Here is a 12,725-nt window from a genome sequence, read left to right on the forward strand (position 1 = left end):
CGCTTATACTCGAAGCGTGTTTGTCTACATTTGGTCCATGGACGAGAACGCCGAGATGGCTGCCGAGGCTCCTCTGGACTACGAGGCCATCCCCCAGCGCTTCCCCTGGGTCGGGCTCGGCCCCGAGGAAGAACACGACTTCTCGCAGTCCTATCGCGACGCGATGGCCGCCGCATAGAGGAGAGGTTGTCCAGGCCAGCCATCGTCGAAGGCCCGGATCGGGCGTCTCAGTAGAATCGCAAGTCGCCGATATGGGATGTCTCCGCCGGGAGTGAGCGTGGATCTGAACTACTACCGGACGTTGATCGCGGTGGCCGAGGACTGTCCGGTGCGGAGTGCGGTCGTGCCGGAGGGACGGGGCGGGCGGCGGACCGTCGCGGTGGTGCAGTACGAGATGCTGGCCGGGCGGCCGTATGTGTACACGCAGGAGGACGTGTTGTTCGAGTCCTGGGTGCGGCGGCAGGATATGCCGGATATCTCGGAGGAGCGTCGGGCGGCGCTGCGGGACGAGTTCTTCTCCAGGTCGCAGGCCTGTCTGCGGGCTTCGCCGCTGCCGAAGCAGTACGGCTGGGGGCTGGCGTTCGACGCGGAGGGCCGGGTGGCGTTGTGCCCGATGGAGTCCGGGGAGTACGCAGCGCTGCTGGAGGACGAGGGGACGACCGTCCTCAAGGCCATGCGTTCCCGCCGCACGTGAAGGGGCCGGAAGGGGTCTCGGGTGCCGCGGGGGCGGGTGCGGGCGTGGTAGGGATGGGTACATGTCACCGCCGAGTCCCCTCTTGGACGCCGACCCGCGGGAGCTCGGCCGGTATGTCCTCATCGGGCGGATCGGCAGGGGTGGGCAGGGAATCGTCTACCTCGGCGCCTCTCCCGAGGGCGTCGGGGTAGCCGTCAAGCTCATGCACTCGCGCCTCGACGACGAGCGCGCGCGCCGCAGGTTCATCGTCGAGGTAGAGGCGGTACGCCGCGTGGCGCCCTTCTGCACCGCCCAGGTGCTGGACGCGGACCTGGACGGCGACCGTCCGTACATCGTCAGCGAGTACGTCGAGGGCGTGTCGCTCCAGGAGCTCGTCACGACCGAGGGGCCGCGCACCGGGGGCGCGCTCGACCGCATCGCCGTCGCGACGGCGACCGCGATGGCCGCGATCCACGGCGCGGGGGTCGTGCACCGCGATTTCAAGCCGGGCAACGTGCTGATGGGGCTCGACGGGCCGCGCGTCATCGACTTCGGCATCTCGCGCATGATGGACACGACGGCGACCACGGGACGGGTGCCGGTGGGCACGCCCGCGTACCTGTCGCCCGAGCAGCTCAAGGGAGAGCGCGCAGGACCGCCGGCGGACGTGTTCGCCTGGGCCCTCACCGTGGCGTTCACCGCGGGAGGCCGGCACGCGTACGCGGCCGACTCCTTCGAGGCGATCCTCGGCCGCATCCTCTTCGGCCGGCCCGATCTGGACCCGCTCGCCGGGCCGCTGCGGGAGCTCGTCGCCGACTGCCTCGCCGAGGACCCCGCGCGGCGTCCGACCGCCGAAGAGGTGCTGCGCCGGCTCATCGCCCGCGACGCGGTCAGGGTCGCCTCGTCCGGCGAGGCGCTGAAGGCGGGCGCGGGTCTGGCGTCGGAGGGCGCCGGGGAGGGCGAGGGGCCGGCGACGCTGACTCTTCCGCCGCGGTCTTCCCGCGCGCCCGGGGACGATGACCGGCCCACGCTGACCGCCCTGTCTCCGCATCAGGAAGACGAGGACGACGACCAGGCGCACACCCCGGTCGTGCCGCTGACGGCCGTGCCCGCACGTGACGACGCGCGTCATGGCGGCCCCGGAACGCCGGCCTCCCCGCCGCCCGTGGGGCGGCGACGGTTATGGTGGCCCGTCGTCATCATGGCGGGCGCCGCGCTGGTGACCGGGGTGGCGGCGGTCGTGGTGGCGTGGCGGCATTCCGGCGCGACACCGGACGGCGCGCAGGCGTACGCGGGGCGGTGGACGGGGAGCGCCGAGCATCCGACGGCGGGGCGGGTGTTCCCCGTGGAGGTACGGCTGGGCGACGCCGCGCCGCGGTCCTCCGGATCAGCGGGTTCGGCGGGGTCGACGGAAGCGGCGGGGACGAGGGAAGCGGCGGGCCGAATGCGGTGGGGAGCGGACCTGCACTGCGCCGGGCGGCTGGTTCACACCCGTCAGGACGGTGCGACGGCGACCTATCGCCTCGACCAGGTGCGTGGGAACGATTGCTACCCGGGCACAGTGACGCTCAGGCCCTCGGCCGCCGACCGGGCGACCTTCCGGGTCACCCGGGAGGGCGAGACGACGCCGCGCTACTCGGGAACGGTCACCCGCACGCCCTGAGCCGACGTGCGCGCGTCCCCGGCCCCTCGCGGACGCGGGACGGATCGTCCGCGCGCCGCGCCCTTCGTCCGCGGGCGGCCGCTGCGGAGGTCAGAATTCGGCGTTCACGCAGGCGAGCCGAGGGCCCGCCGTGCCGGCGTGGCCCGCGTCGGTGTGGGTGTGCTCGGCGTGGATGACCACGGAGCGCGGGTGGCGGTCGGTGAACTTCCAGTCCAGGGCGGAGCGCGCGGAGGCGTCGCCGCGGGCGTCGGTCGTGAAGTCCAGCCAGACCTCGTTGCGCGCGTTGGCGTACTTCGGGTTGGTGGACGGGGTCACCGGGTCCTGGTTGTGCTGGTAGTGCGGGCCCGCGTCCTCGCCCTTGGCCCCGCACGGCTTCGTGTGCACGTGGGCGCCGTAGGAGTGGTTGGGCAGCAGCCCGCTGACGCGGAGCTGGACGATCGAGTGTCCGTCGCTGCCAGGAACGTACGCGACCGCCGCCGCGGCGCCCGCCGGGACGAGCTTCTGGTCGTAGGCGATGGCCTGCTGCCCGGAGGTGTACGGCCCGAACCGGCCGAGCGCGACGATCGGGTCCTGGCCGTTCGCGGAACGCACCGGGTCGCGGCCGCTCTGTGCGCCGGAGTAGGCGGCCCCCGTGCTGAGCAACGTCACCGGCAAGAGCAATGCCACCATTCCAGCACGGACCGCCCTCATGAGATCTCCCTTTCCTCGCCGAGGCCGACGCCTAGTCGTCGCCCTTTTCCGATATACCCGGACATCGCGGCGGGTTGGGCCAATATCGCGTTAAAAGTCCACAATGCATAACCCTGAGCAGCGCGAACACCGCACCCGTCGCTCCCGGGCAGAGACAGGAAATCACCACTCGGCGGCATGGTCCATCGGTTCGACGGCGCAGGGAATGCCGTCCTCCCGGCCCCCCGCCCACCTAAGGCGCAATTCACGCCAATTCAGCACATTTCCCGGGCCCTGGAGAGAACACCACTACTACATATGGCGTGAACCGGATAAATCCCGAAAAGTCCGCCATTGAGCCGACCCCGAGCTCAGACGTGCAACGCGTACGCCGCCCGCGCCGTCCCCGCGAAGACCAGATCACGCTCCGACGCGCTCAGCCCCGCCGTGAGCCCCGCGGCGAGCTCCACGACCCGCCCGTACGAGGCGGCCAGCTCGCACACCGGCCAGTCCGACCCGAACATCACCCGTTCGGCCCCGAAGCAGGACAGGATGTGGTCCGCGTACGGCGCGAGGGTGGGGGCGTCCCAGGTCCGCCAGTCCGCCTCGGTGACCAGCCCGGATAGCTTGCACATCACGTTCGGCGCCTCGGCCAGGGCCTTGATCTCGCTCGCCCACGGCTCGAAGGCCCCGGACGCGATGGGCGGCTTGGCGGCGTGGTCCAGGACGAATCGGACACCGGACAGCTCGCGCACCAGCTCCCGCGCCGACGCGAGCTGCGGAACGAGGACGAGCAGGTCGTAGGCGAGCCCCGCCTGCCCGACCGCGCGGATGCCCTGGCGGACGTCCGGCCGGTCCAGCCACGCGAGGTCCTCGTCCTGGACCTGGTGACGGATCCCGGCCAGCAGCTCGCCGCCGGGCCCGGACCGCAGGCGCAGCAGCTCGTCCGCGACGGCGGGACCGGTGAGGTCCACCCACCCGACCACCCCGGCCACGAGCCCGTCCGAGGCGGCCGCGGTCGCCAGGAACTCCTCGGTCTCCGCCACCGACCCGACCGCCTGCACCAGCACCGTGTGGTCCACGCCCGCCGCGGCCGTCTCGCGCCGCAGGTCGTCCAGGTCGTACGGCCTGCGGATCGGGGCCAGTACCTCCCCCGCCATCCAGGGGTACTCCCGCCGGCGCGGATCCCACAGGTGGTGATGGGCGTCGATCATGGATGGCTCTCCAACGCTGGAAGGGACGGACGGGGCGGCGCGGGGTCACGCCAGGGTGATCAGCTCCTCGGAGGCCAGAGCCTCCCACAACTCGTCCGGGACGGGGGACGCACCGAGGGCGGCGTTGCGCTCGACCTCCTCGGGCGAGCGGACGCCGATGACCACCGAGCGCACGGCGGGGTGCCGCAGCGGGAAGGCCATCGCCGCCTGCGGCAGCAGCACGCCGTACTGTTCGCAGATGACGGCCATGCGCCGGGCCCGCCGGACGAGCTCCTCCGGGGCGGGCCCGTAGTCGTACGTGCCGGTGGCGTCGTGCGTGGCGAGGAGCCCGCTGTTGAACACCGCGGCCGCGAACACCGCGACCCCCCGCTCCAGGCACAGGGGCAGCAGTTCGGCGCCGCCCGACTGGTCGAGCAGGGTGTAGCGCCCGGCGAGCATGACGACGTCGAGGTCCGTCTCCCGGACGAGATCGGCGAGCATCCGCCACTGGTTCATCCCGGCGCCGATGGCCTTGACGACGCCCTGGTCGCGCAGCTCGGCGAGCGCGGGATAGGCCTCCTCGACCGCTTCCTTCCAGTGGTCGTCGGGGTCGTGCAGGAGGACGATGTCCACCGCGTCGTGCCCGAGGCGTTCCAGGCTCTCCTCCAGCGAGCGCCGCACGCCGTCCCGGGAGAAGTCCCAGACCCGGCGGTGGTCGGCGGGCACGTCGAAGCCCTGGTCGTCGCGCCCGCCGCCCTCGGCGGGGACCAGCAGCCTGCCGACCTTGGTGGACAACGTGTACGACTCGCGGGGGTAGGCGCGCAGCGCGGCGCCGAGGCGGCGCTCGGAGAGGCCGAGGCCGTAGTGCGGGGCGGTGTCGAAGTAGCGGATCCCGGCCGTCCAGGCGGCCTCCACCGTCCGTGCCGCCTGCTCGCCGGTGATGGCCGAGAACAGGTTGCTGATCGGGGCGGCGCCGAACCCGTACGGGGTCACCGTCGCGCCACGGCCCACGGTCCGCTCTAACACAGATCCCTCCTCATGCCGAAGCACCGAATGGTCGAACAACCGAACACCGACGAGCCACGGACGTACCAGTGATCGTCACGCACGCCTCTAAACCAGGCCGTCCGGGGCGTCCATCGTCCAGATCACGCGCAGCCCCGTGTTCCGGGGGTCGAAGTCCCCCTCCAGCAGGCGGTTGATCCGGGCCTGCCACGCCTGGTTGGCGGCGCTGTCCTTGAGCCTCTCCTGCATGGCGGCGTAGTCGTCGACCTCGACGTAGTGGAACAGGTCGCGGCCGTCGCGCCAGATCGTCCACGACCGCACGCCCGCCGACCGCATGTCGGCGTCCAGCTCGGCCGGGATGACCGAGTGCACCTCGTCGTAGATCTCTTCGGCGCCGGCCCTGAGCCGGGTGCGCAGGGCGATCCGCTGCATGGTGCCTCGCAACTCCTTCGCTGGCCGGGAGTGGCTCCCTGGGTTTCCCGCCGTGTCCCCGGCCGGCGGGGCCGGGGACACTCACGGGCTAGTCTTGTGCCTTTCCGCTGGTGACGCGGGCGAGCATGAGCGCGATGAGGATGATCCCCCCGTAGATGGCCTGGATCCACTGCGCCGACACCCCGGCCAGCGTGAGGATGTTGTTGATCAGGCCGAGCACGAGGACGCCGCACAGCGCGCCGAACAGCGTGCCCTTGCCGCCGTCCAGGCTCACCCCGCCGATGACCGCCGCGGCGAACACCGTGAAGATCATGCCGTCGCCCTGGGCCGCCGCGACCGAGCCGAGCCGGCCGGTCATGAGCAGGCCCGCGAGGGCCGCGAGCAGGCCGCCGATGATGAACACTGCCCAGACCACCCGGTCGGTGCGCACGCCGGCGGCGCGGGCGGCGTCGACGTTGCCGCCGATCGCGTAGATCGCCCGGCCGTGCCGGAAGTATCCGAGCACGACGATGCCCACGATGTAGGCGGCGATGCAGATCCAGACGGACGCGGGCAGGCCGATCCAGCGGGCGTTGCCCAGGTAGAGGAACGACTCGGGCAGCGCGAAGAGGTTCTGTCCGCCGGTGAACCCGATCTGCAGGCCGCGCAGCACGATCAGCATGCCGAGCGTCACGATGAACGCCGACAGCTTGAACCGCAGGATCAGCAGGCCGTTGAACGCGCCGACCAGCGCGCCGATCAGCAGGCAGAGCGGGATGCCGAGGGCGGTCGGCCACTCGGTGCCGAGCCCGTTGGCCGCCGCCGGGATGACCAGGCCGACGCCCAGGGCGGGGGCGAGGCCGACGGTCGACTCCAGCGACAGGTCGAACTTCCCGGCGATCAGGATCATCGCCTCGGCGAGCACGAGCAGCGACAGCTCGGTCTGCTGTTGCAGCACGTTGGTGAGGTTGTCCCCGCTGAGGAACGCGGGGTCGATCAGCGCGCCCACGACGATCAGCACCACGATCGCCGGCACCAGGGCCAGGTCGCGGAACCGGGCCAGCCTCGGCACGCCGGCCCGCGCGGGCGACTTCCCGGGCGAGCCGGGAGGAGCCACGGTCGTCTCAGTCATCGGACACCCCTTCCATGACCGCCACGAGGTCGGCGTCCGTCCACCCGCGCGGCACCTCCTTCACGACCCGGCCGTGGAACATGACCAGCACGCGGTCGCATATGCGCAGGTCGTCCAGTTCGTCGGAGACCAGTACGGCCCCGGCCCCGCGATCGGCGGCGTCCTCGACGGCGCCGAGCAGCGCCTGTTTCGCCCGCACGTCGACTCCCGCGGTCGGGTTGATGACCACGAGCGCCTTCGGGTCGTCGGCCAGCGCGCGCGCCATGACGACCTTCTGCGCGTTCCCGCCGGAGAGGTCGCCGACCGGCTGGGACGGTCCCGTGGTCTTGATGGTCAGGGACTCGATCATCCGCTCCGCCTTGGCACGCCGCAAGGCCGGGGACACCGCCCCGAACCGCCCCAGTTTGTGGGCGATGGGCAGCGTGGCGTTCTCGGCGATCGAGAGTAGCGGCACGAACCCTTCCTTGTGCCGGTCCTGCGGCACGAAGCCGAGACCGGCGCGCAGCGCCGCGGTGACGTCCCCGGGCTTGGGGCGGCCGCCGTTGACGGTGACCGTCCCGCTGTCGGCGGCGTACAGGCCGACCAGCGTCTCGGCGAGCCCGACCTTGCCGCTGCTGCCGGAGCCGGCCAGCCCGACGATCTCCCCGGCGTGGACGGTGAGGTCCACGTCGTGGTACCGCTCGCCGAGCGTCAGCTTCTCGGCGCTGAGCACGACCGCCGCGTCCGGGCGTACGGCACGCGACCGCGCCTGGTACCGGGCGGCGGCCTCGCCGGTCATGGCGGCGACCAGCTCGTCGTGCGGAAGGTCGGCCACCGGACGGGTGAGGATGTGCCGGGCGTCACGGAACACCGTGACGGACTGGCAGATCTGGTACACCTCCTCCAGGTGGTGCGAGATGAACATCATCGTGACGCCGCGCGCGCGCAGGTCCCGCATGCGTTCGAAGAGGCGCTCGATGGCCGGGCCGTCGAGCTGCGCGGTGGGCTCGTCCAGGATGATGAACCGCGCGCCGAACGACAGCGCCCGCGCGATCTCCAGGAGCTGGCGCTGCTCGACGTTCAGGTCGCCCGCCAGGCGGCCGGCGTCGACGTCGACGCCGTACTGGTCGAGCAGGTCGCGGGCCCGGGCGCGCATGGACCGCCAGTTGATCGGGCCGCGGCCCGCCTGGCGGTTGAGGTACAGGTTCTCGGCGACCGTGAGGGTCGGGATGATCGTGGACTTCTGGTAGACGCACGCGACGTTGCGCCGCCAGCCGTCCCGGTCCGCGAATGCGGGCGCGGGACGGCCGGCGAACAGGATTTTCCCCTCGTCGGGGCGCTGGAGGCCGGTGAGGATCGACACGAGCGTCGACTTCCCGGCCCCGTTGCGCCCGACCAGGGCGTGCGTCTCCCCCTCCGCGATCGCGATCCCCGCGTCGTCGAGCGCCGTCGTCGGCCCGAAGCGCTTGGTCACGCCGCGGGCCTCGACGGCCGGGATGGTGGAGTCGGGCATCACTTGACCTGGTTGCCCCAGAGCTGCGGGTCGTCCACGTTCTCCTTGGTGACCAGCGGCGCGGGCAGCTGGTCCTCCAGGCGGCCGCCGCCGACGTCGACGATCGTGCTGTCGTGGTCCGTCGGGCCGGGCTGGAACGTCTTGCCCTCCAGCGCGGCCTTGGCGTACGAGACCGCCCACTTGGCGTACAGGTCGGCGGGCTGCGACACGGTCGCGTCGATCTGCCCGTCGCGGATCGCCTGGAACTCCTGCGGGATGCCGTCGTTGGAGATGATGAAGATGTGCTTGGGGTCGGTCGGCGGGACCAGCAGGTTCTTGGACTTCAGCACCTGCAGGGTCGGGGCGAGGAAGACGCCGCCGGCCTGCATGTAGATGCCGTTGATGTCCGGGTGCTGGGTGAGGCGGGTCTGCAGCGCGGCGGCCGCCTTGGTGCCCTCCCACTCGGTCGGCTCGGCGAAGACCGTGATGCCCGGGTAGTTGCTCTTCATGCACTCGGCGAAGGCCTCGGAGCGGTCGCGGCCGTTGACCGACGACAGCGCGCCCTGGAACTCGATGACCTTGCCCTTGCCCTTGAGCTGGTCGCCCAGGAACTTGCACGCCTTCTCGCCGTAGGCCCGGTTGTCGGCGCGGACCACCATGTACGTCTTGCCCTTGTCCGGGCGGGTGTCCACGGTGACGACCGGGATGTTCTTGCTCGCGAGCTGGTCGAGGGTGGTGGCGATCGCGCCGGTGTCCTGCGGCGCCATGATGATCGCCTTGGCGCCCTGGCTCACCATCGCCTGGGTGTTGGCGACCAGCTTGGACACATCGTTCTGCGAGTTGGTCGGCGGCATCAGCTCGACGCCGAGCTCGGTCGCGAGCTGGGGCACGTACTTGTTGTAGGAGTTCCAGAAGTCGGAGTCGGCGCGGGGGAAGTCGACGCCGACCTTGCCGCCGCCGGCCGCGGGCGCGGACGCGCCGCCTCCGGACGACGCCGTGGGCGCCGACGTGGACGTCGAGTCGTCGCCGCACGCGCTCAGGGCCAGCACGCTCACGGCTGTGAGGACCACGCCGATGGCTGAAGAACGTATTTTCATGGTCGCCTCGTTTTAGACGGGATTGCGGGGGGTGTATGGCCGCTCTCACGAGCGTCCGTAAGCGCCGCGCCTGTCCTCTCGTACGAGCCTCCGGCTGTGGCTCGTCCGGGAGACGCAGGGTGTGGCGTCTTCTCGTGTGGTCGGGGTCGGGGGCCCGAGGTTCCGTGGGTCTCGGGCCGGGGAGCGGATATTTCGTCGGGGGTCGCCTCTGGGCCCGTCACGGGTTCGTAGGGCCCGTGACGGGGTGGTTCATGCTGCTTCGGGTCGGGGGCCGTCAGGACTTCGGGCGGGGTCTCAGTCCGTGCATGCCTCCGTCGACGGCGAGGACGGTGCCCGTCGTGCTGCTCGCCGAAGGGCTCGCGAGGTAGGCGATCGCGGTGGCGACCTCCTCCGCGCTGACGAGCCGTCCCATGGGCTGGCGCTGTTCGAGCGCGTGGCGTTCGGCCGCTGGGTCGGGCGCGGCGGCCAGCAGGCGCTGCACCCAGGGGGTGTCGGCGGTTCCGGGCGTCACGCAGTTCACGCGGATGCCGTCCGCGAGGTGGTCGGTGGCCATGGCCAGCGTCAGCGACAGGATCGCGCCCTTGGACGCGCTGTACAGCGCGCGGTTGGGCAGGCCGGCGGTGGCCGCGATCGAGCAGGTGTTGACGATGGCCGCGTGCCCGGACGCCCGCAGGTACGGCAGCGCGGCGCGGGTGACCCGGGCCATGCCGACGACGTTGACGTCCAGGACGCGGAACCACTCCTCGTCCGGGTTCTGCTCCACCGTACCCGCCGCGCCGATGCCGGCGTTGTTGACCAGGATGTCCAGGCCACCCAGGTGCTCGGCGGCGGCGGTGACGGCCGTGCGCACGGCGGCGTCGTCGGTGACGTCGGCCTTGACGCCGAAGAAGGGGTCTCCCGGAGGGCTCACGTCCAGGCACGCCACCCGGGCGCCCCGCTCGGCCAGCAGCGTGGCCGTCGCCAGGCCGATGCCCGAGCCGCCGCCGGTGACCAGCGCGGCCAGCCCGTCGAACTCGCCCATCACCAATCCCCCTCGCCGGCGCGCCCGCGCGTGTCCTCGTGCGATCCCATCACGCCGCTCCTTCCCGGCCCGGCAGTTCCGTCACCGTGGCCACGCTCGCGCCCGCCACCTCGTCCCTCCAGACCGGGCCGTCCGGGTAGAGGTGGTCGGCGATCGACTCCGGGAGCATGGCGGCGCTGAACCCGGGCGCGAGGGGCGCCTGGTAGCGGCCGTTGACGATCACCACGGGGTCGGCGAAGTGCTCGTGCAGGTGGTCGACGTACTCGATCACCCGGTCGCGCATGGTGCCGCTGACGGCCACGTAGTCGAACATCGCCAGGTGCTGCACCAGCTCGCACAGCCCGACGCCGCCCGCGTGCGGGCAGACGGGCACGCCGAACTTGGCCGCGAGCAGCAGGATCGCGATGTTCTCGTTGACGCCGCCCACGCGCGCCGCGTCGAGCTGCACGACCGACATCGACCCGGCCTGCAGCATCTGCTTGAAGATCATGCGGTTCTGGACGTGCTCGCCCGTCGCGACCTTGACCGGCGCGAGCGCCCGCGCGATGGTGGCGTGCCCCAGCACGTCGTCCGGGCTGGTCGGCTCCTCGACCCAGTAGGGGTCAAACTCCCGCAGTTCGTTCACCCAGCGGATCGCCGAGCCGACGTCCCAGCGCTGGTTGGCGTCCACGGCGATGCGGAACCCGGGGCCGCAGACCTCGCGGGCGATGCGCATGCGCCGCCGGTCGTCCTCCAGGTCGGCGCCGACCTTCAGTTTGATCTGGGTGAACCCGGCCTCGATGGCCTCCTTGCACAGACGGCGCAGCTTGTCGTCGTCGTAGCCCAGCCAGCCCGGGGAGGTGGTGTACGCGGGGTAGCCGTCGACCTTGAGGGCCGCGATGCGCGCGGCGCGGCCCGGTTCGGCCTCCTGCAGTATGCGCAGGGCCTCGTCGGGGGTGAGCGCGTCGGTGAGGTAGCGGAAGTCGACCAGCGAGACGATCTCCTCGGGGGACATCTCACCGAGCAGCAGCCACAGGGGCTTGCCCTCGAGCTTGGCCTTGAGGTCCCACAGGGCGTTGACCACGGCGGAGATCGCCATGTGCATGACGCCCTTCTCCGGGCCCAGCCATCGGAGCTGGGAGTCGTTCACCATGTCCTTGTACAGCACGCCCAGGTCGTCTAGCCCCCTGCCGACGACGTAGGGTGCGAGCGCCCTGATGGCGGTCGTCTGCACCTCGTTGCCCCGGCCGATGGTGAAGGCGAACCCGTGCCCGTCCACCGTGCCGGTCGTCCTGAGGACGACGTACGCGGCGGAGTAGTCCGGGTCGGGGTTCATCGCGTCGGACCCGTCGAGCTCCCGCGAGGTCGGGAAGCGGACGTCGTGGGTCTCCAGCGCGGTGATGACGGGTCCGCTCATGCCTGTCCCACGATCTGGCGCTGACGCCCCAGGCCGTCGATCTCCAGCTCCACCACGTCGCCTTTCCTGAGGTACGGGTGATCGGGCATTCCGAGGGCGACGCCGGCGGGGGTCCCGGTGTTGATCACGTCACCGGGCTCCAGGACCATGAACTGACTCACGTAGCGGACGACCTCGGCGACACCGAAGATCATGTTCTTGGTGTCGCCGTCCTGCCGGACCTCTCCGTTGACCCAGAGGCGCAGGCCGAGGCTCTGCGGGTCCGGCACCTCGTCGGCGGTCACGAGCCACGGGCCGAGGGGGTTGAAGGTCTCGCACGACTTGCCCTTGTCCCACTGGCCGCCGCGTTCGAGCTGGAACTCCCGCTCGGAGACGTCGTTGGAGACGGCGTACCCGGCGACGCAGGCGAGGGCCTCCTGGTGGGAGCCCAGGTAGCGGGCGGTCGCGCCGATGACGACGGCGAGCTCGACCTCCCAGTCGGTCTTCACGCTGCCGCGCGGGATCAGCACCTCGTCGCCGGGGCCCACCACGGTGTTGGGGGCCTTCATGAAGATGATCGGCTCCGTGGGGAGGGCCGCGCCCGTCTCTTCGGCGTGGTCACGATAGTTGAGGCCGATACATACGATCTTTCCCGGCCTGGCGATGGGCGGACCGATGCGCGATTCCGGGGTGCCGGTGATTCCGTCCCCGCCGAGGAGCGGCAACTCGTCCGACAGCAGGGCGTTCGCGATCCGTGCGGTCTGCCCCGAAGCGAAGAAGGCCCCGTCGAAGTCTGCTTCGTGGCCGAGCAGTCCTCGCAGGTCACGAGCTCGTCCGGCCTCGTCGAGGACGGCGGGGCGCTCTTCCCCGGGCGGTCCGACTCGCAGTAGCTTCACACGTCTCCCTCGTAATCATCCGATGTCTTGAGAGGAAAGACTACGCGGAGATAGGCCAGCGTCAAGAGTGCAGGTGGGGGCTGGGATCATTCGTCCGATGCCTATTTCATAACGAACGC

At 71.2% G+C, this 12,725-nt stretch carries 13 protein-coding genes; 3 read left to right on the forward strand and 10 right to left on the reverse strand.

Translation table 11 applies throughout. The features are described from left to right. Positions 1–16 precede the first annotated feature (16 nt). From DQ384_RS41095 to DQ384_RS07450, 3 genes are all read left to right on the forward strand, one after another. A complete protein-coding gene (locus DQ384_RS41095; RefSeq protein WP_181871078.1) occupies positions 17–178 on the forward strand; it encodes a hypothetical protein in 162 nt (53 codons plus the stop codon). Between the two features lie 99 nt (positions 179–277). After that, a complete protein-coding gene (locus DQ384_RS07445) occupies positions 278–694 on the forward strand; it encodes a DUF6157 family protein (protein ID WP_220182810.1) in 417 nt (138 codons plus the stop codon). Between the two features lie 61 nt (positions 695–755). Further along, complete coding sequence (locus tag DQ384_RS07450; protein WP_114027938.1) at positions 756–2,336, forward strand: serine/threonine-protein kinase; 1,581 nt, start codon at positions 756–758, stop codon at positions 2,334–2,336. A 90-nt stretch (positions 2,337–2,426) separates the two neighbouring features. Here the strand turns inward: DQ384_RS07450 and DQ384_RS07455 are convergent, their stop codons facing one another. The 10 genes from DQ384_RS07455 to DQ384_RS07500 all read right to left on the reverse strand — a co-directional run bounded on the left by DQ384_RS07455 (position 2,427) and on the right by DQ384_RS07500 (position 12,606). Then, positions 2,427–3,026 (reverse strand): superoxide dismutase family protein, encoded by a 600-nt coding sequence (locus DQ384_RS07455; RefSeq protein ID WP_220182811.1) that lies wholly within the window; start codon positions 3,024–3,026, stop codon positions 2,427–2,429. A 350-nt stretch (positions 3,027–3,376) separates the two neighbouring features. After that, a complete protein-coding gene (locus DQ384_RS07460; RefSeq protein WP_114027940.1) occupies positions 3,377–4,219 on the reverse strand; it encodes an amidohydrolase family protein in 843 nt (280 codons plus the stop codon). A 45-nt stretch (positions 4,220–4,264) separates the two neighbouring features. Further along, positions 4,265–5,224, reverse strand: coding sequence for an aldo/keto reductase (locus tag DQ384_RS07465; protein WP_114027941.1), 960 nt, complete (start codon positions 5,222–5,224; stop codon positions 4,265–4,267). An 87-nt stretch (positions 5,225–5,311) separates the two neighbouring features. After that, positions 5,312–5,635 (reverse strand): L-rhamnose mutarotase, encoded by a 324-nt coding sequence (locus DQ384_RS07470; protein ID WP_114027942.1) that lies wholly within the window; start codon positions 5,633–5,635, stop codon positions 5,312–5,314. A gap of 88 nt (positions 5,636–5,723) precedes the next feature. Beyond that, positions 5,724–6,746: an ABC transporter permease gene (locus DQ384_RS07475; protein ID WP_114027943.1), complete on the reverse strand. Its 1,023-nt coding sequence runs from the start codon at positions 6,744–6,746 to the stop codon at positions 5,724–5,726. Then, entirely contained in the window at positions 6,739–8,238 is a 1,500-nt protein-coding gene (locus DQ384_RS07480) for a sugar ABC transporter ATP-binding protein (protein ID WP_114027944.1), read from the reverse strand. Before DQ384_RS07480 ends, DQ384_RS07475 begins: the two co-directional genes overlap by 8 nt. Further along, positions 8,238–9,314, reverse strand: coding sequence for a sugar ABC transporter substrate-binding protein (locus tag DQ384_RS07485; RefSeq protein WP_114027945.1), 1,077 nt, complete (start codon positions 9,312–9,314; stop codon positions 8,238–8,240). The genes DQ384_RS07480 and DQ384_RS07485 overlap by 1 nt, the downstream gene beginning before the upstream one ends. Before the next feature lie 274 nt (positions 9,315–9,588). Next, positions 9,589–10,335, reverse strand: coding sequence for an SDR family NAD(P)-dependent oxidoreductase (locus DQ384_RS07490; protein WP_114027946.1), 747 nt, complete (start codon positions 10,333–10,335; stop codon positions 9,589–9,591). 49 nt (positions 10,336–10,384) lie between these two features. Beyond that, positions 10,385–11,731: an L-fuconate dehydratase gene (locus DQ384_RS07495; RefSeq protein ID WP_114027947.1), complete on the reverse strand. Its 1,347-nt coding sequence runs from the start codon at positions 11,729–11,731 to the stop codon at positions 10,385–10,387. After that, entirely contained in the window at positions 11,728–12,606 is an 879-nt protein-coding gene (locus DQ384_RS07500) for a fumarylacetoacetate hydrolase family protein (RefSeq protein WP_114027948.1), read from the reverse strand. Before DQ384_RS07500 ends, DQ384_RS07495 begins: the two co-directional genes overlap by 4 nt. Positions 12,607–12,725 lie beyond the last annotated feature (119 nt).

It is taken from the genome of Sphaerisporangium album (assembly GCF_003323745.1).
In the GTDB taxonomy this organism is placed as follows: domain Bacteria; phylum Actinomycetota; class Actinomycetes; order Streptosporangiales; family Streptosporangiaceae; genus Sphaerisporangium; species Sphaerisporangium album.

Bases quoted from the DNA above. Each gene is read 5' to 3' on its own strand.
- DQ384_RS07450 (WP_114027938.1), top strand. From the start codon at position 756: ATGTCACCGCCGAGTCCCCTCTTGGACGCCGACCCGCGGGAGCTCGGC.
- DQ384_RS07455 (WP_220182811.1), bottom strand. From the start codon at position 3,026: ATGAGGGCGGTCCGTGCTGGAATGGTGGCATTGCTCTTGCCGGTGACG.
- DQ384_RS07460 (WP_114027940.1), bottom strand. From the start codon at position 4,219: ATGATCGACGCCCATCACCACCTGTGGGATCCGCGCCGGCGGGAGTAC.
- DQ384_RS07470 (WP_114027942.1), bottom strand. From the start codon at position 5,635: ATGCAGCGGATCGCCCTGCGCACCCGGCTCAGGGCCGGCGCCGAAGAG.
- DQ384_RS07475 (WP_114027943.1), bottom strand. From the start codon at position 6,746: ATGACTGAGACGACCGTGGCTCCTCCCGGCTCGCCCGGGAAGTCGCCC.
- DQ384_RS07480 (WP_114027944.1), bottom strand. From the start codon at position 8,238: ATGCCCGACTCCACCATCCCGGCCGTCGAGGCCCGCGGCGTGACCAAG.
- DQ384_RS07485 (WP_114027945.1), bottom strand. From the start codon at position 9,314: ATGAAAATACGTTCTTCAGCCATCGGCGTGGTCCTCACAGCCGTGAGC.
- DQ384_RS07490 (WP_114027946.1), bottom strand. From the start codon at position 10,335: ATGGGCGAGTTCGACGGGCTGGCCGCGCTGGTCACCGGCGGCGGCTCG.
- DQ384_RS07495 (WP_114027947.1), bottom strand. From the start codon at position 11,731: ATGAGCGGACCCGTCATCACCGCGCTGGAGACCCACGACGTCCGCTTC.